Raw genomic sequence first — 17,078 nt, forward strand, 5'->3', positions numbered from 1 at the left:
CTGCCGGCCAGCGGCCGGCACTACCGCGGCTGCTCGCCCGCGTGCGAAGCTCCACGCATGCTGACCCTGCAACGCGGCAACCACCACGGACTGCTCATCGCCCCGCGCTGGCCCTCCACCCGCATCCAACTGGAAGAAGAGGTACTGCAACGCCTGCTCGACGCGCAGGCGATGCTGCCTGCCGCGCTGCGCCTGCTGCTCACCCGTGGCTTCGAACCCCGCCACAGCCGTCTCGGTGGCTTCCGCCGCGCGGTACGACGGCTCGGCATCGCAGCATTCCGCACCTGCTACCCGCAACGCCGCGATGAGATCGATGCCATCTTCGGTGCCAACGGCCACGACATCGATGGCCGTCATGTCGATGTCTCACTGGTACTGCACGGCAAGCGGCTGCGGCTGCTGCCCCTGGGTGTGTTCACCCCACTGCCCTGGCAGGATCGTCGCGTTGCCCGTCATTCCGAAGCCGTCGCGCAGGTGAAGCGCAGCCTGCAGCAGTGCGGCTTCGAGCTGCATCACAACGCCACCGAAGCCCTGCAGATCCACTGCGACTATCGTCCGTGCTGACGCGGCGGTGGCCCCTGCGCACTGCGCACTGCGCACCACATCAAAGATGCAAATGATTCTCTTTTGCTGTAAGGTGCAGCCGCTGCCCTTGCCGCCGCGGGCTGTTCCCTTTCCCAGTTGTCGCCCGCCCCGTGTCCACGCCTGTCGAACCGACGGATGTCGCGCAGCTGTGCGCGGCCCATTACCGGCCGCTGCACGCCCATGTCCGCCGTAAACTCCCGCAACACAGCGACGCCGATGACGTCGTCCAGGAAACCTGGCTGCGTGTCGTCAAAGTCGCCACCAGCGGCCTGCTGAGCAATGGCCGCGCGTACCTGTACCGCGTTGCCCACAACCTGATCGCGGATCACTTCCGGCAACGTCAGCGCCGTCGTGAGGAAGCGCTGGATGAGGCGCAGCTGCACGCCCTCATCGATCCTGCACCGCTACCGGAGCAGCGCCTGCTCGACGCCGAACAGCTGCGCCATCTCGATGCGATCATCGCCGCGCTGCCACCGCGCTCGCGCCAGGTGTTCCTGCTGGCACGTGTGGAACAGATGGCCCTGGCCGAGATCGGGCGCCAGCTCGGCATCAGCCGACAGACCGCGCACGGCCATCTGCTGCGCGCCCTCGTCGCCCTGCAGCAGGTGCCCGGCGCATGAGCCAGGACGCGATCGCGCGCGAAGCCGCACGCTGGTGGCTGGATGGACACGATGGCGTCCGCGACGAGAACGCGTTCGACCAGTGGTGCCAGGCCGATCCGCGCCATGTTGCGCAGTACCAGCATCTGCAGCAGCTGTGGCAGGCCGGTGCAACCTTGCCCAGTCTGCATCGGCAACAGCAACGGCGGCAGCGGCGGCGCCTGGGCGAGGCCGGCATTGCGGTACTGCTGCTGTGCGCGCTCGGCCTGTACAGCCGCACCGCCGCGCCACCCGCCGCGCAGGTACTGCGCACTGCCGCAGGCGAGATCCGTGACGAAGCCCTGCCAGACGGTTCGCACGTCCTGCTGTCACCGGGCAGCGAAGTGCATGTGCGCGTCGATGCACAGCGCCGCCAGTTGCAGCTGCAGCGGGGGCAAGCCTGGTTCAAGGTCGCCGCCGATGCCGACCGGCCATTCCAGGTACACACCCCACAGGGCACGGTCACTGCGCTGGGAACCGCGTTTGATCTGGCCGTGCAGGGCGACAACAGCGTGGTCACGGTCACCGAGCACAGCGTCCGTGTAGAAAGCGGTACCGCCAGCGTGCAGGCCAGTGAGGGGCAGCAGATACGCTTCAACGGACAAGCGACTGCTGCAGCACATCCGGCAGACGACAGCACCCTGGCCTGGCGCGAACGGCGCCTGCATTGGGTTTCGGCGCCGCTTGCCGACGTCACCCAGGGGCTGGACCGTTGGCATGGCGGACATACCTGGATCGTCGGTGCACGGCTTCGCCAACGGCCGGTCACCCTACTGGGCAATGCAGATGGTGCCGCCAGCAACCGCGACCAGCTCGCCGCGCAGCTGCATGTGCGTGTGCTGCGCATCGGCGCGGGCATGCAGGTGTGGTTGCCGCCGCGCGAGGAGCAGCGCGATGCACCCTGACATTGGGCCCACCACCGCGTCTACCCAGGATGACGACGCTCTGCGTCAGCCCCTGGAGCCCCCGATGCTGTGTCCCCGCCCTCTTGTCCTCGCCCTGTCGCTGGCCTGCGCCAGCACCATCCCACTGCTGCCAAACAGCGCCCACGCACAGGCCGCCACTCGAAGCTACGATCTGCCCGCCCAGCCACTGGCCGCCGCGCTGGACGCCTACAGCCGGCTGACCGGTGTCGATCTGGTGATCAGCGCGGCGCTGCCTGCCGGTCATTCGGCGCCGGCTCTGCGCGGTGACTTCGACGATGCGCAGGCCCTGACGCGCCTGCTGGCGGGCAGCGGTCTGCGCCCGCGCTTCGTGGATGCGCGTCGTGCCGCCCTGGAACCGGCGCCGGCCGAACGCGCCGATGGCAGCCGCCGCACCGGTCCGCTGCGGGTACAGGGCACTACCGCGCACGGCCAGGCACCGGGTGCCGGCGCCAGCCAATATGTACCGGCCACCCGCGATGGCTTTGCGCCCTCGGTCGGCAGTGAGCGCGTGGCGATGGCCGAACGCCAGGAAGGCAACAGCCTGCTGCGCTCGATGCCCGGCACCCACAGCTTCCATTCGCGCAGCCAGCCGGGCCTGCAGGTCAACATCCGCGGCATGACCGGTGCCGGCCGGGTCAACACCATGATCGATGGTGTCACCCAGACCTTCCGTAACAATGCCGGGCATGGCTCAGGCGGCCCGTTCGCCTATGTCGACCCGTTCCTGCTGGCCGGTGTGGACGTGCAGCGCGGTGCAGTCGCCGGCGGTGATGGCGCCGGCACGCTGGCCGGCAGTGCCAACTTCCGCACGCTGGATATCGACGATCTGCTCGGTGAGGGCCGTGACTGGGACCTGCGTGCAGGCTATCGCCACGGCAACAACGGCTACGGAAGTGGCCGCACCTTCGCCGGTGCCTGGCGCCACAGCGAAGAGGGGGGCGACCGCCAGTTCGGCCTGCTGGCCGCTGCCAGCAGCAGCCGTAGCAGCGAGTACGCCACCGCACGTGGGCAGAAGAACACCGCCGACCCGGGCAGCCAGCAACCCAGCAGCTGGCTGTTGAAAGCACGCCTGCAGCCCAGTGACCAGCATCGGCTGGACCTGAGCCACATGCATTACGAAAACGACTTCTACCACAACTACCCGTGGCAGATTTCCGCGCGCAACCAGCGCGCCAGTTACCACTACACGCCCTACTCGCCGTGGATCGACCTGCATGCGACGTTCGCCAGCAACAAGACCCGGCTGTTCTATCCGCCAGTGGAGGATTCCAGCTACATCGGTCGCCGCACCCACAGCAGCCTGAGCAGCTGGACCGTGGACAACACCAGCCGCTTCGACATCGGGGCACTGCAGGCGCGCTGGAACACCGGCATCAAGCACCAGTCGGACATCTATGTGGCCGACACCCCCGTCCTGCGCGGTGCCAACCCGCAGGGACGCAGCCAGCTGGACAGCGTGTTCAGCACGCTGGAACTTCAGTACGACGTCTACGCGTTGACTGCAGGCCTGCGCCAGGATCGTTATGGCATCCGTGGCCACGTTCCGGTGTGCTCGGATGTCCCCGGCCAGTGCGCCGAGATCAACGGCGGCGGCATCGACCTGCGCCGCACACAGCGCGCACTCAGCCCCAGCCTGGCGGTATCGTGGCAGGCTACTGGCTGGCTGCAGCTGTTCGCCGACGTCTCGCGCACCTCCCGCCCACCGCGTGTGCAGGAGATGTTCTTCGAAAAGATCCCACTGGAAGGCATGAGCGATGCCGATGGCGTTGGCGCCAATCCGTTCCTGCGCCGCGAGCGCTCGCGCAACCTGCAGTTCGGCGCCAACCTCAGCACCTCCTCGCTGCTGACCGACGGTGACCTGGCGCAGCTGCGCGTCACCCGCTTCGACAACCGCATCCGCGACTACATCAAGCCGCAGTACCTGCTGATCGTGCACCCCCCGGAGGTGGAGCCTTTGGTGGTACCGATCGACAGCGATCCGCAGCTCACCGCCTGGACCGATGCGCTGGACGTGGAGCACTTCAGCACCACCACGCGCTGGATGAACCACCCGGGCGTGGTGCGCATGCGCGGACTCGAGCTGGAAGCGCACTACGCCAGCGAGCGCTACCACGCCACGCTGAGCTGGACCCGCTCGCGTACCACTGCGCCCGCCATCGAATTCGTCAACCTGGAAGACATCACCGCCCTGCCCGACCGCTACTGGACGCTGGACGTGGGCGGCCGCTGGTGGCAGCAGCGCGTGCAGGCCGGCCTCCGCGCCGAGTACTCGGGGCCGACCGAGGAAGGCTACGACTTCTTCCAGACCCGCAAGACCGGCGGCACCGGCGTGCTGCTTGACTTCTACGCCAGCTTCAAGCCCCAGGCCAACACCACGCTGTGGCTGAACATCGAAAACCTGCAGAACAAAGCCTATGACAACAATGCCTCGATCGACAGCATCTTCAGCCCGATCCTGGACCGCGGCAACGGCCGTGGCCGTACCGTCTCGATGGGCGTCAACGTGGCGTTCTAGCCGCCCCTGGCTGCCGCTGTGCCTGCTCGCGCTGGCCGCAATGGCCAGCGCGCAGCCGATGCCTGGCACGGTGATCGACCTGGCCAACGGCCAGCGCCTGGACGAAGCCGCATTCGTGACGCGTGCGGCGGACGCCCAGCGGCTGCTGCTGGGTGAACGCCATGACCTCGCCGGAGACCATGCCGCCCAGCGCTGGCTGCTGCAGGCCCTGCAGCGGCGGCGTCCGCAGGGTTCACTGGTGCTGGAAATGATCGCCAGCGAGCGCCAGCCACGCCTGCAGCGGGTGCAGCGCTGGCTGGCGAAGGGCAACCGGGCCGAAGATGCACGCCTGCAGGAGCTGCTGGACTGGGATGCGCGCTGGCCGTGGGCCGCGTATGGCGGGCTGGTCAAGGATGCTGCCGATGCAGGCACGCCGTTGTTCGGCGGCAACCTGTCGCGTGCCGAGGTCAACCTGCTGCTCGCCTCCACTGAGGACGTGGAGTTCCCGGTGGCCGATGCCCGCCAGCGCCTGTCGGCGGTGGTGCTGGCCCAGCATGCAGACGCGGCACGGATGCTGGATGGGATGCTGGCCGTGCAGCAGGCCCGCGACACGCGCATGGCGAAGGTGCTGTTCGATGCGCCCGCGCCGGCGCTGCTGCTCGCGGGTCGCTGGCATGTCCTGCGGGGTACCGGGGTACCGGGCTACCTGTCACCGGGTACGCCTGCACTGGTGATCGCACTGGCCTCGCCGGGTGAAACCGTCGATGCGATTGATGCCGACCTGCTGTGGGTGCTGGCCGATGAGTGAACGCGGCCAACACTGGCAGGCGATTGCCATCACCATCGGCCTGCATCTGCTGCCCTTGCTGCTGCTGTTGCGTTGGGTCGCGACGCCGCCCATGCTCCCGCCACCGGAACAGGACGTGCGCATCAGCCTGCGCCTGCTGGCACCGGCCACGCCCCCGCAGCCCGTGGAGGAGCGCCAGGCCGATACCCCCAGCCAGGCACAGCACGTGCGTGCGTCGCAACCGACAAAGTCGCCCCCGCCGCCAAAACCCACCGCTGCGCACGAGGGCGAGTTGGCCGCCAGCGAAACAAGCGGGACGGGTCGAAAGCCGCTGCCGGTCGCCCCGCCTGCGGCCGCGACCGATGCCAGTCCCGCACCGGCAACGATCACGGCCGCGCCGCCCGCTCCAGACGCGCCACCGGCAGACTTCCAGGCCGGCGCCGCCAGCGACCAGTGGGAAGCCCGCCTGATGGCGCGGCTGGAGCGCTATCGCTATTACCCCGCCGCCGCGCGCTCGCGCCGGCAACAAGGCACCGCCTGGGTCAGGGCCAGCATCGACCGCGACGGCCGCCTGCTGGCGCTGCGACTGGAGCAGTCCAGTGGCCAGCCGATGCTGGATGACGCAGCGCTGCAGACCTTCCGTCGCGCGCAGCCGCTGCCGCGCATTCCGGATGAACTGAAGGCACCACAGGAACTGGTGGTGCCAGTGGAGTACTACCTGCGCTAGGCGGCATAGGCCTCCGCCTCGATCTCGAACAACATGCCGTCCAGCGCCAGCCGCGGCACCGGGATCAGCGTGCAGGTGGGCGCCGCGCGGTCAGGCCAGCGCCGCCGCACCTGATGGGCGATGATGCCCAGCCGGTCCTCGTCGTGATCGACCACCAGGATACGCAGCCGTACCACGTCGGCCAGGCTTGCCTGCGCCGAGTGCAGCGCGGTCTGCAGGTTGTCCAGTGCCTGCCCGACCTGTTCTTCGAAGCTGGGTGAGAGACGGCCCTGGGCATCTTCACCGCCCTGCCCGGCGATATGGATCACCCGCGCCGGCAACCGCACCACGGCGACGTGTGAGTACCCGTTGGCGGAAGGGTCGTAGAGGCCGGGAGGATTGAACAGCTCCAGCAGGCCATGACTGAGGTCCGAGGTGGTCAGCAGGTTCATGCCGCATGTCTCGTGGGGGATGCGAAGCAGTCTGCGACCTCAACCAGAGTTGAGGTCAAACCGATCCGCTGCAACAGTCCGGTCCGCCATGCGCAACGATCGTGCCCACGTGTAGAGCCGAGCCCACGCTCGGCTGCTCAGCGCGAATGGCAGCCGAGAATGGGCTCGGCTCTACCGTTCCCGGCTCACGTCCACGCCGGGTCTGCGGTGAAATCGATGGTCAACCAGAAGGTACTGCCGCGCGCATCCAGCCGCACCGCGATCTCGTCACGCATCGCATCGACTTCGCCCACTGAACCCAACGGCATGGCCGGGTCGGCCAGCACGTGGATCTCGATGAAGCGCATCCGCCCCATCTTCGCCACATGGCTGGTGAAGCCGGCATAGCCCCGCTCGGCGACGAACGCCTGCATCACCTGCTGCACGCGCCGGTCCAGGTCATCCGGCGCCACCTGCAGTACTTCGCGCATGGCCTTCCACGCGCTGCGCGCCGGGACCGGCAGCACCGCCAGGCTGATCAACGCCAGTACGATCGAGTCCAGGTACGGCACCCAGTGGTGCCAGTCGCCACCATGCAGGGCCAGCGCAAGCACAAAGGCCAGCACGACCGCCAGGCTCATCAGGCCACCCAGCAGCCAGCCGCGCACATCCAGCCACAACAGCGCCGAGCGCAGGCGACGCGCGCGCTGCGCGACGAATGCCGCCATCGCCAGGTTGCTGGCACTCAGCAGTGCCGCCCACCACAGCGCGGGCCCGAATTTCACTTCGTGCCCGCCCGTGGTCAAACCAATCACCGCGTTGGCCAGCGCATACACGCAGGCCAGCGACAGGATCACCCCACCGAGTGCCTCGACCATCGGCTCCAGGTGCCAGTAGCCGTACTGGAAGCGCGGGCTTTGTTCCCGCGCCACCAGCCGCAGCACCGACAACGACACCAGGGTCAGGGCGACGTCGACCAGGCTGTACACGCCGTCGAACAGGATGGCCTGCGATCCCACCAGCAGGCCACCGCCGAAGCCGACCGCGCTCACCGCCAGGGTGACCCCGATCGAGAACTTCAGGATGCGTTGCTCGCGCGCGGTATCCATCGCTCTCCGAAGGAGCCGACCGTCGCCGGTCAGGCCTTCAGCACCTCCACCTTGTACGACACCGCATCACCCTCCTGCTCGATGATGAGCCCGTGCACGTCCGACTCGAACCCCGGGAAACGGGCGTTCTGCTCGCGGGCGATACGCAGCGACTGGATGATCGGCTCGTCGCTGTCGCCGAAACGTTCGCCGGGCATGATGGTCGGAATACCCGGCGGGTACGGCACCAGCATGGTCGCGGCGATGCGGCCGCTGATCTGCTCGATGTCGACCCGCTCGATCTCGCCCTTCACCAGGTGGTTGTAAGCATCGGCCGGGGTCATCACCGGCGTCGGCAGATCCACGTACATCTCGCGCATCACCTTGGCCACCGCGAATTCCTGGTTGAACGCATGCAGCGCGTCGCACAGGTCACGCAGGCCCCAGCCGGCGTAGGCATTCGGATAATCGGCGGCCAGCGTCGGCAGTGCCTGGCTCAGCGGCGCATTGCGGTCGTACAACTCCTTGAACGCCATCAGTTCGGTGACCAGGGTGCTCCACTTGCCCTTGGTGATGCCCATCGAGAACAGGAACAGCACCGAGTACAGGTTGGTCTTCTCCACGGTGATGCCGCGGCCCCACAGGAACTTGCTCAGCACCGCTGCCGGGATGCCCAGCTTGCCCATGCTGCCGTCCATCGCCAGACCCGGGGTCAGCAGGGTCACCTTGATCGGGTCGATCAGCACATAGTCGTCGACCAGGTTCTCGAAGCCATGCCAGTGGGCGTCCGGCTGCAGGTACCATTCTTCGCGCTTGGCCACCAGCGGCGCCGGCGTATCGCCCTTGTCCAGGCTGCGCTCGAGCTTGGTCGGCTGCCATACGCTGAACCACCAGTCGTCGCGCCCCAGGTCATCGCGGACGTGCAGCATCGCGCGGCGGAAGGCGATGGCTTCGTCGTGCATTTCCTGCACCAGCGAGCGGCCGGCGTCGCCTTCCATCATCTTCGAGGCCACGTCACAGGCCGCGATCACCCCGTAATGCGGGCTGGTCGAGGTATGCATCATGAACGACTCATTGAAACGCTCCGCGTCCAGGTTGCGCTGTGCCGAGTTGCGCACGTGGATCATCGACGCCTGCGAGAACGCCGCCAGCAGCTTGTGCGTGGAATGAGTGGTGAAGATGATCGCGTCCTGCTCGCGCGGCTTGCCCTTGGCCATGCCGTAGTGGTTCTCGTAGAACGGATGGAACGCGGCATAGGCGTACCAGGCCTCATCGAAATGCAGGAAGTCGACCGCGCTGCCGATCTCCTCGGCGATTTTCTCGGCGTTGTAGCACAGGCCGTCGTAGGTCGAGTTGGTCACCACCGCGATACGCGGCTTGGAACCGGCCTGGTAAGCCTGGCTGGCCAGCGGATTGGCTGCGATGCTCTGCTGCAGGGCTTCGGGGGTGAACTGGTCCAGGCTGATCGGGCCGATGATGCCGTGCGCATTGCGGCTGGGCGTGAAGTACACCGGCACCGCGCCGGTCATGATCAGCGAATGCAGCAGCGACTTGTGGCAGTTACGGTCGACGAACACCACGTCGCCGCGGGCCACGGTGCCATGCCACACGATCTTGTTGGCCGTTGACGTACCGTTGGTGACGAAGAAGGTGTGGTCGGCGCCGAAGTTGCGCGCGGCCTCGTCCTCGGCCTCCTTGATCGGGCCGGTGTGGTCCAGCAGCGAGCCCAGCTCCGGCACCGAAATCGACAGATCGCTGCGCAACGTATTCTCACCATAGAACTGGTGGAAGGCGCGCCCGACCGGTGACTTGGTGAAGGCCACGCCACCGGCATGGCCAGGCGTATGCCAGGAATAGTTCGACTCGGCCGCGTGGTGGATCAGCGCCTTGAAGAACGGCGGCAGCAGGTTCTGCATGTAGTCTTCGGCCGCACGCATCACCTGCCGCGAGATGAAGCTCTTGGTGTCTTCGAACAGGAAGATGAAGCCGTGGATGTACTTGAGCAGCTTGCTCGGCACCTTTTCGATGGTGCGGCGCTCGCCGTACAGGAACACCGGCAGGTTGGCGCGGCGCGCGCTCTGCTCGCGCAGGAAGGCGGTCAGGCGCTGGAACTCGCCATCCACCTCTTCGCTGCCATCGATCGAGATCAGCACCGCCGAGGCCGCCACGTAGGTGCGGGCGCCGGCGCGGGCATCGTCCAGATTCAGGCCGCACAGCACGCGCTGGTCGTTGCTGCGCAGCTCTTCCACCAGGGCGCGGATCAGGATGCCGCCGATGCGCGGCGACTCGTAGTCGTTGTCGATGACAATGACCGGATAGTCCAGGGACTTGAAGTACACGTTGATTCTCCTTGTCGAACTCAGGAACGCTGGGCGCCGGCGCTGATCGCCGATGCCTCGCGGGCGCGCTGCCGCTGCTGGCGGCGCTCCTCGCTGAAGAAGGGATAGAACACGGTGATGAACAGCACGAACAGGAAGGCGTACTGCACGATGGTTCCCGACGAGCCGTAGATCGCCCACAGGCAGTACACGACGGTCAGGCTGGTCAGGGTCCAGAACGCACCGGTGTGGACCAGGGTGTGCGAGCGCTCGACCACGAAGTAGCAGGCCACGCACGAGTAGATGTAAGGCAGCAGGGTCAGCACCACGGCAGCCGACGTGATCACGTCGAACTGTGCCGACGCGGTTTCCGACGTGGAAGTGACCAGCACCGCCAGGGTCATCAGCACCGCAACGATCAGCACGCCCTTGACCGGCACGTCGTCCTTGTTGGTCTTGCTGAAGATGCTCGGGAACAGGCCGTCATCGGAGGCCGCCTTGGCACTCTGTGCGGTCAGCAGGATCCAGCCGCCCAGCGAACCGGCAGCACCGATGAAGGCACACAGACTGACCAGCGCACCGCCCCAGCCACCCACGGCCTTGGCCGCGGCCAGCGCGAACGGCGCATCGGACACCTGCAGCTCCGAGTTCGGCACCATGCCCATGATCACCGAGGAACTGGCGATGTACGCGACGGCGGCCAGGAACACACCGGCCAGGGTGGCGCGGGCCACGTTCTTTTCCGGGTTCTCGACCACGCCAGCAGTCACCGAAGCCGACTCGACACCAATGAAAGCCCACAGGGTGAGGGCTGCAGCACTGGAGATCGCACCGAAGTTCGACTCACCGGACACGTTGTAGGCACCCTTGAAGATGTCGGCATCGAAGAAGAACCAGCCGAAGATGGCGATGCCAAGGATCGGCACCAGCGCAAAGCTGGTGGTGACCGTCTGCACGCGGCTGACGAAGGCCGGGCCGATCATGTTGGCGAAGCTCAGCGCCCACACCAGGATCAGCACCGCGATGCAGCGCACCAGCGGCTCGGACAGGATCGGGAAGAAGTAGCTGAAATAGCCGACCGCCGCGATCGGGATGGCGACGTTGCCGATCCAGTTGGCGAACCAGTAGATGGTATTGGTCTGGAAGCCCATATACGGCCCGAACCAGTCACGCGCGTAGGCATAGGGACCGCCTGCCTTGGGCGCCAGCTTGCCCAGCTTGGCGAACACGAAGGCCAGCAACAGCGCACCGGCGGTGGTGATCAGCCAGCCCCAGATCGAGGCGGTACCGATCTTGGCCAGGCTGGATGGCAACAGGAACACGCCTGAGCCCATCATGTTGCCGGCGACGAGGAAGGTGGCTCCGACCACCCCGATTTTCTTTGCTTCTGCCATGACAATCTCCTGTACAGGCATGTGCCCGGTGCAGCCGGGCGTGGGGACGGGTTACGCTGGCGTACGACCGCTGGCGTCTATTTGATGAAGTTGTATTGCAGGCTCCCCTGCACCCGGACCGTGTCGCCGCGCGCGCCGCCCTGCTGTTCCAGGCGGCCGTACAGCAGCTCCATGCCCATCGTCCACGAGGGCGCCGGGCTCCAGATCAGGTTGAACACGCCGTAGCGGCTCTGCCGGAACGCCTCGGCCGCCAGCGCGGCATTCCGCTCCAGGGTCAGCTGGCCGAAGATCAGGTTCGAACGCCACAGCTCGGACCAGTAATGCGTGTAGCCGACGAAGCCCCCGTGCAGGTCGAGCGCGTCGAGGCGGCCATCGGCACCGACCACCGCGTCCAGCCCGGAGCCGGTCAGGTCGGCGGTATAGCGGCTGAGGCCGCGCCCGCCGAGCACGCCAAACAGCACCAGGTCGCGCTCGCCCGCCGATGCCGAACCACTGAGCTGCAGGCCGCCGGCCATGCGCCGGTCACGCTCGCCGTCGCCGTCATAGGCCAGGCTGCGTGCCACCGCACCCAGCTGCAGGTGGCCCCATTCGCGCTCCATACGCGCCGTCACCGTCACATCAGGAAGCCGGTTCACCGCGGCCCGCTCATCGCTGGCACCCGCCAGTTCGGTCTTCGGATCTTCGGCGGCGACGGTCAGGGTGTTGCCCTTGCCCATCGCAAAGCTGTGGTGAATGCCTGCCACCAGCAGGTAACCAGCACCGCCAGGCCCTGCGAAATCCAAAGTGTCGGGCAGGCTGTCCGCATCCATGAAGCTGGAGTAGCCGTAACCGGCGTAGGTATTGCCCAGCTGGCCATAGGCATGGCGCAGGCGGAATTCGTAGCCGTCACTGCTGCCGAAGAAGTCGTTCTCGAGGTAGAAGCGCAGGTTGCCGTGCGTGGTCGGGCGCCGCGCCTCGAAGCTGAAGCGGGTCTGCTTGGCATGGATGTTGAAGTTGGAAACATCGCGATGGCTGCCACCCACCGGCATCGACGAGGGAATGAACTGATCCTCGTCACCCGCTGCACGCGAATCGGCAATGGCATCCAGCTTGGCGTAGCCGCCGATGCGGATCACCGTGTCGGTACCGGGAATGGCGAAGAAGCCCTTCAGGTCAGGATCGGTCGGACCAGCCGCGCTGTCCGGTCGCGATGCGGCGGTGGACGGATCGGCCACCGATTCGCGTTGCGGCAGTACCGGTTGTGCCACGCCCGGCACCTGGGTGGGATGCAGCAGATGGGTAGTGCTGGCGGGCGCGACCACGGGTGCGGGCGCCTGCGCAGTGGCGGGCCCAACAGTTCCATCGCGCTGCTCGAGGCGATCCAACCGCTGCTGCATGCCCTCCAGCGCCTGCCGCATGGCCGCAATCTCACGACGCAGCGCCTGTGCGTCCTCCTTGTCGACTGTCTGTGCATACGCCGGCGTGATCGCCAGTGCGGTCAAGCAGGCCAGACTCAGTACCGCCACGCGCATTGCATCCTCCCTGGACGAACACTTGATTCGCGCTGACGGGACGCACGCCTGTGCCACCCCGGCTTCGCGCCGCTGTTGCTGGAAATGCGGATACTGCGTCGACGACACCGGTCAGCCTGCGCATGACAGACAACAGGACCGTGACACTGCCCTGCCTGTACCGATGTCGACGCCATCAAGGCCGCGCTGCCAGAGAGGTGGCGACCGCAGCGGTCTGGGTAACAAGCGCAGGGTGAGAGTGTCGTGAATGGCTGAGCCGACCGGCCCCGATCAGGGCTTGGCGAGCGCGACATCCATCGCGCGTTGACGCTGTAATCCATGCGTCAAAGGCTAGCTCACCTGTCGTTTTTGGCCTTGATTGGAATCAAGGCGCGAGGCTTGATGTCAGTCACTATTCAGACGTGACGACGAACAGATGATGCGCAGGCCGCACATCGTTCCTGATCACGGAAAGCAACAGGCCCGCATGCTGCCATGCGGGCCCGTGGGTCATTCACGATGAAAGGCGCAACTCAGCGTGGGCCCAGCACCGTCTGCAGGTCAGCGCCCTGCGGCAGGCCGGCTCGACGCTGCACCTGGCCCTGTGCGTCCTGGAACAGGATGCCCGGCGTGCCCTGGAAGCCCATCTCGATCATCAACACCTGGTTGGCGTCGAGCTTGCCAGCGATCTCACGACTGATGTTCGGCAGCGCCTTGATGCCACCGCGATCAAAATCGTGCTCGTTCTGCAGCAGCGCCGCGCTCGGGTCACGTGCAGCGAGGATGGCCGCCGCCTTGGCCGGGCTGTCCTCGCGGATGACGCCGACCATGATGTGACGCAGCTGCACCTTGCCGGCATCGACCCACGGCCTTGCGGCTTCCCAGAACTTGTGACAGTACGGACAGTTGGCATCACTGAAGGTATAGACCACGCGCGGCGCATCGGCCTTGCCGTCACGCACCCAGGCACTGGCCTCCAGCTTGGTCCACATCTTGGCCGACATCGGCGCGGCAACCAGTTTCTCCACGGCTTCGGCCGCGACGTCATTGCCCTCGGCATCAAACAGGCTGCCCACCAGTACGTGCTTGCCATCGGCCGTGACATAGGCCGCGGCCGGTTGCTGGCCACCCACCACGCCCGCAAAGCCACGCAGGCCACCCGGCGCATCGAACTCGGCAACCACCTCGAAACCGTGCTTCTCGATACCCTTCAGCACGGCAGGACGGTCACCCTTGGTCGCAGTAGCCGGAGCAGTTGCTGCCGGGGCCGCCTTGCCCGGTGGGGTCTGGGCCTGGCTGCAGGCGGCCAATGCCAGCATGACCGGCAGCAACAGCACCGCCGGAACGATGCGCATGGAAGTCGACAACATGGGAACTCCGTAGTGAGATGCCCGGGCAGGCTACCGCAGCCGGCGCAGTTTGTGTTCAAGACCGGCCGCAGTCAGTTCGCCCAGGTGCAGTTCACGCAGGCGCCCGTCGGCATCGAAGAAGAGCGTGGAAGGATAGGCCTGCACGCCCAGCACAGTTGAAGCGGCAGCGTCATCGTCCAGCAACACGTTGCCCAGCGCCAGTCGTTCGCTGGCGAGGAAACCCTGGACCTCATCCAGGGTTTCACCCTGATTGAGGAACACGAACTGCACATCGGCATGTGCCTGCTGTGCCACCGCCAACACGGGCATTTCGCGCCGGCAGGGCCCGCACCATGTGGCCCACAGATTCAGCACCAGCGGCTTGCCCCGGAACTGCTGCAGATCGACCTCGCCGCCTTGAAGGTCCGTTACCTGCAACACCGGCAATGGCATCTGCCGCTCCTGCCAGGCCGACAGCACCTGACCGCCACCCGCCCAGAGCAGCACGCCGATCAGAGCGCTGATCAGCACCGGCATACGCAGCGTGGGCCACGGCCGCAAGCGCCACAAACCCCATGCCAGTCCTGCCACCAGCACCACCACCAGGTGATAGCCACCGTCGGCGATCTGCAGAATGCTCCAGGGAGCTTCGCGATAGAGCGCGATGTTCAGGGCGACAAAACTGAGGCGGCCACACAACAGGCCGATCAGCAGCATGTCCAACACCATGCTTGCTGCCGATGGCAGCGGTCTTTCGTCTTCCCTCCGTGGCCACAGACGGGCCACAGCCATCGCCAGCAACATGCAAACGAGGATCAACACCACCGGCATGGGTACCGGTCCAACACTCGACATCAATCCACCTGCTCAATCGTCCACTGCCTGCATGGTCGAAGCGTCGCGCCCAGGTTGCAAGCGCCGCCCGATATCAGGCATCACGCGGCACTTCGCCCCAACTGCACGCCCGACGGTGCCTGCAACCCGCGCAGACTGCCTGCGACCGAGGGCATCAGAGGCCTCTCTCGCCGCTTGCTGCTGACGTGGCGACGATAGTTGGCCGGCGTCATGCCCACGATACGAAGGAACAGGCGCCGGAAAGCGCTCTGATCGGCATAGCCCACGCCCCAGGCAACTTCGTCGATACCGGCCCCCTGTTGCAGCAGGGTCTGGGCCTTGGCAATGCGCAGCCGCTGGCAGTACTCGATCGGGCGCAGACCGGTGGCCCGGAGAAAACGTCGCTGCAGCGTGCGCGGCTCCAACCCGGAAACCTCACAGATGGCCGCCAGGGTGGCGCCTCGTGCCGCAGTGGTATGCAGCCACCGCTGCGCCTTCAGCACATCGCGATCGCCATGGGCGAAATTGGCACTGAAACGCTCCAGATCCTGCTGGATGCCCGCTGGCACGGTGATGCCCAGCTGTTGCGCGACCGCGCTCGCCACCCCCTGCCCGTGCAGCCGGTACAGCAGCCGCAGGCCCAGGAATCGCCAGGCCTGCAAACCGCCGACGGTCAGCAGATCGCCATCGTCAACCAGCGCACGCTCACTGGGTACCCAGCTCATCGACTGCGCCTGCAATCCGGGATGCCGCACCAGATCGGGCCCGCTGACCGTTCGCCCGGCCAGCAGGCCGGCACGCGCCAGTACACTCACCCCATCGCTGGCGGCCGCCAGCAGGCTGCCACCGTCGTAGTGGGCACGCAGCCAGTCCAGCAGGACTTCTTCGGCACGCAGGCAGGTTCCGGGACTGATCTGGCCGGGAACCGCGATCACCGCAGGAATGGCGGCTTCGAGCATTTCCGCACCGGCAATGCGATGCACGCCGGTCTGGCTGGCCGGTACGATCCAGCGCGTAACCAGTACGCGCTTGAACGGTCGGCGCTGCTGCTGGGCGAGGCGATTGGCGACGTGGGCCATTTCCGCCAGCACCGATGCCGCGGACGGGTCGCCTCCCGGGTACTCGACCACCGCGACCTCGACGAATCCTTCGTTCCTGATTCCATCCACTGACCACCTCCTCGGTTCGTTGCAGGCCATTGAATGGCCGGTTCAGGCGAAGGGTAGGAACTGGTCCAGCGGCAGGGCTATGAAGAAAGTTGCAAAGTGCGCTGAATGCGCACATCGGCGCAAAGCCTTGACCCTCGACCAGACTCAAGGCTTCACAATGGCCACAGCATCCGCAGGAATCCGCGATGAACATTGGACAACTGGCCCGCCAGGCGGGCGTGCCGATCGACACGGTGCGCTACTACGAGCGGCAGCAGCTGCTGCCGACAGCGGCCCGCTCGGCCGGGGGCTACCGCATCTTCGGTGAGCCGGACCTGCGCCGGCTGCGCTTCATCCGCCGTGCCAAGGCGCTGGGCTTCAGCCTGGAGGAAATCGGCGAACTGCTCGCACTCAGCGATCGCCATCAGCAGGACATGGGCAGCGTGCGCGACACTGCGCAGGCCCGCCTGCAGGACATCGCGCAACGGATGGCCGAGCTGCAGCGCATGCACGCCGCGCTGTCACAGCTGGTCGACGCCTGTCCCGGCCATGGCTCGCTGGACCAGTGCCCGATTCTGGCGGCACTGACCGACGACAATGCATAAGCATGGACGACCGATAACCGCGTTGCGGCGCACGTGAAGAAAAGTGCAACAAATGCTTGCCAACCCCCTGGGGCAAGGCTATTATTTCGCTCCTCAGCGACGTGGGGCCATAGCTCAGCTGGGAGAGCGCCTGCATGGCATGCAGGAGGTCAGCGGTTCGATCCCGCTTGGCTCCACCAATCTTTCGGCATTAGGCCGTCGAAAGGTCGCTAAAGAACATTGATGAGAATTGCGTCCCCATCGTCTAGAGGCCTAGGACATCACCCTTTCACGGTGGCGACCGGG

General features: G+C 66.3%; 15 protein-coding genes and 1 tRNA gene. 8 read left to right on the top strand and 8 right to left on the bottom strand.

What is annotated here, in order from left to right; genetic code table 11:
* Nucleotides 1-57: 57 nt before the first annotated feature.
* The 6 genes from R1H25_RS19470 (at nucleotide 58) to R1H25_RS19495 (ending at nucleotide 6,157) form a co-directional block, all read left to right on the top strand.
* Nucleotides 58-564 (top strand): hypothetical protein, encoded by a 507-nt coding sequence (locus R1H25_RS19470; RefSeq protein WP_317224397.1) that lies wholly within the window; start codon nucleotides 58-60, stop codon nucleotides 562-564.
* Between the two features lie 131 nt (nucleotides 565-695).
* Nucleotides 696-1,205, top strand: a complete 510-nt coding sequence (locus R1H25_RS19475) for an RNA polymerase sigma factor (RefSeq protein WP_049449262.1) — start codon at nucleotides 696-698, stop codon at nucleotides 1,203-1,205.
* Nucleotides 1,202-2,128 carry a FecR domain-containing protein gene (locus R1H25_RS19480; RefSeq protein ID WP_317224388.1) on the top strand — a complete coding sequence of 309 codons (927 nt, stop codon included), beginning with the start codon at nucleotides 1,202-1,204 and terminating at the stop codon, nucleotides 2,126-2,128. The genes R1H25_RS19475 and R1H25_RS19480 overlap by 4 nt, the downstream gene beginning before the upstream one ends.
* 64 nt (nucleotides 2,129-2,192) lie before the next feature.
* Nucleotides 2,193-4,664, top strand: a complete 2,472-nt coding sequence (locus tag R1H25_RS19485) for a TonB-dependent receptor domain-containing protein (RefSeq protein ID WP_317224389.1) — start codon at nucleotides 2,193-2,195, stop codon at nucleotides 4,662-4,664.
* A gap of 40 nt (nucleotides 4,665-4,704) precedes the next feature.
* Complete coding sequence (locus R1H25_RS19490) at nucleotides 4,705-5,451, top strand: ChaN family lipoprotein (RefSeq protein ID WP_317224390.1); 747 nt, start codon at nucleotides 4,705-4,707, stop codon at nucleotides 5,449-5,451.
* Entirely contained in the window at nucleotides 5,444-6,157 is a 714-nt protein-coding gene (locus R1H25_RS19495) for an energy transducer TonB (RefSeq protein WP_317224391.1), read from the top strand. Before R1H25_RS19490 ends, R1H25_RS19495 begins: the two co-directional genes overlap by 8 nt.
* On the opposite strand, the gene R1H25_RS19500 is transcribed toward R1H25_RS19495, so the two are convergent.
* The 8 genes from R1H25_RS19500 to R1H25_RS19535 form a co-directional block, all read right to left on the bottom strand.
* Entirely contained in the window at nucleotides 6,154-6,588 is a 435-nt protein-coding gene (locus R1H25_RS19500) for a RidA family protein (protein WP_317224392.1), read from the bottom strand. The genes R1H25_RS19495 and R1H25_RS19500 overlap by 4 nt on opposite strands.
* A gap of 185 nt (nucleotides 6,589-6,773) precedes the next feature.
* A complete protein-coding gene (locus R1H25_RS19505; protein WP_317224393.1) occupies nucleotides 6,774-7,676 on the bottom strand; it encodes a cation diffusion facilitator family transporter in 903 nt (300 codons plus the stop codon).
* Between the two features lie 29 nt (nucleotides 7,677-7,705).
* A complete protein-coding gene (locus R1H25_RS19510) occupies nucleotides 7,706-9,994 on the bottom strand; it encodes an Orn/Lys/Arg decarboxylase N-terminal domain-containing protein (protein ID WP_317224394.1) in 2,289 nt (762 codons plus the stop codon).
* Between the two features lie 20 nt (nucleotides 9,995-10,014).
* Nucleotides 10,015-11,367 carry an arginine/agmatine antiporter gene (gene adiC, locus R1H25_RS19515; protein ID WP_049449277.1) on the bottom strand — a complete coding sequence of 451 codons (1,353 nt, stop codon included), beginning with the start codon at nucleotides 11,365-11,367 and terminating at the stop codon, nucleotides 10,015-10,017.
* Nucleotides 11,368-11,444: 77 nt separating this feature from the next.
* Entirely contained in the window at nucleotides 11,445-12,878 is a 1,434-nt protein-coding gene (locus tag R1H25_RS19520; protein ID WP_317224395.1) for a DcaP family trimeric outer membrane transporter, read from the bottom strand.
* 512 nt (nucleotides 12,879-13,390) lie between these two features.
* Nucleotides 13,391-14,227 carry a thiol:disulfide interchange protein DsbG gene (gene dsbG, locus R1H25_RS19525; RefSeq protein ID WP_317224396.1) on the bottom strand — a complete coding sequence of 279 codons (837 nt, stop codon included), beginning with the start codon at nucleotides 14,225-14,227 and terminating at the stop codon, nucleotides 13,391-13,393.
* Nucleotides 14,228-14,257: 30 nt separating this feature from the next.
* Complete coding sequence (locus R1H25_RS19530; RefSeq protein ID WP_154349288.1) at nucleotides 14,258-15,061, bottom strand: TlpA disulfide reductase family protein; 804 nt, start codon at nucleotides 15,059-15,061, stop codon at nucleotides 14,258-14,260.
* Nucleotides 15,062-15,141: 80 nt separating this feature from the next.
* A complete protein-coding gene (locus R1H25_RS19535) occupies nucleotides 15,142-16,209 on the bottom strand; it encodes a GlxA family transcriptional regulator (RefSeq protein WP_049449285.1) in 1,068 nt (355 codons plus the stop codon).
* 185 nt (nucleotides 16,210-16,394) lie between these two features.
* Between R1H25_RS19535 and R1H25_RS19540 the strand changes: the two genes are divergently transcribed.
* Nucleotides 16,395-16,793, top strand: coding sequence for a heavy metal-responsive transcriptional regulator (locus R1H25_RS19540; protein ID WP_057501443.1), 399 nt, complete (start codon nucleotides 16,395-16,397; stop codon nucleotides 16,791-16,793).
* 103 nt (nucleotides 16,794-16,896) lie between these two features.
* Nucleotides 16,897-16,972 (top strand) — tRNA-Ala (locus tag R1H25_RS19545).
* Nucleotides 16,973-17,078 lie beyond the last annotated feature (106 nt).

The organism is Stenotrophomonas veracruzanensis (genome assembly GCF_032911525.1).
Lineage (GTDB): Bacteria > Pseudomonadota > Gammaproteobacteria > Xanthomonadales > Xanthomonadaceae > Stenotrophomonas > Stenotrophomonas africana.

Bases quoted from the DNA above. Each gene is read 5' to 3' on its own strand.
- R1H25_RS19495 (WP_317224391.1), top strand. From the start codon at position 5,444: ATGAGTGAACGCGGCCAACACTGGCAGGCGATTGCCATCACCATCGGC.
- R1H25_RS19485 (WP_317224389.1), top strand. From the start codon at position 2,193: ATGCTGTGTCCCCGCCCTCTTGTCCTCGCCCTGTCGCTGGCCTGCGCC.
- dsbG (WP_317224396.1), bottom strand. From the start codon at position 14,227: ATGTTGTCGACTTCCATGCGCATCGTTCCGGCGGTGCTGTTGCTGCCG.
- R1H25_RS19520 (WP_317224395.1), bottom strand. From the start codon at position 12,878: ATGCGCGTGGCGGTACTGAGTCTGGCCTGCTTGACCGCACTGGCGATC.
- R1H25_RS19490 (WP_317224390.1), top strand. From the start codon at position 4,705: ATGGCCAGCGCGCAGCCGATGCCTGGCACGGTGATCGACCTGGCCAAC.
- R1H25_RS19480 (WP_317224388.1), top strand. From the start codon at position 1,202: ATGAGCCAGGACGCGATCGCGCGCGAAGCCGCACGCTGGTGGCTGGAT.
- R1H25_RS19500 (WP_317224392.1), bottom strand. From the start codon at position 6,588: ATGAACCTGCTGACCACCTCGGACCTCAGTCATGGCCTGCTGGAGCTG.
- R1H25_RS19470 (WP_317224397.1), top strand. From the start codon at position 58: ATGCTGACCCTGCAACGCGGCAACCACCACGGACTGCTCATCGCCCCG.
- R1H25_RS19540 (WP_057501443.1), top strand. From the start codon at position 16,395: ATGAACATTGGACAACTGGCCCGCCAGGCGGGCGTGCCGATCGACACG.
- R1H25_RS19530 (WP_154349288.1), bottom strand. From the start codon at position 15,061: ATGTCGAGTGTTGGACCGGTACCCATGCCGGTGGTGTTGATCCTCGTT.
- adiC (WP_049449277.1), bottom strand. From the start codon at position 11,367: ATGGCAGAAGCAAAGAAAATCGGGGTGGTCGGAGCCACCTTCCTCGTC.
- R1H25_RS19505 (WP_317224393.1), bottom strand. From the start codon at position 7,676: ATGGATACCGCGCGCGAGCAACGCATCCTGAAGTTCTCGATCGGGGTC.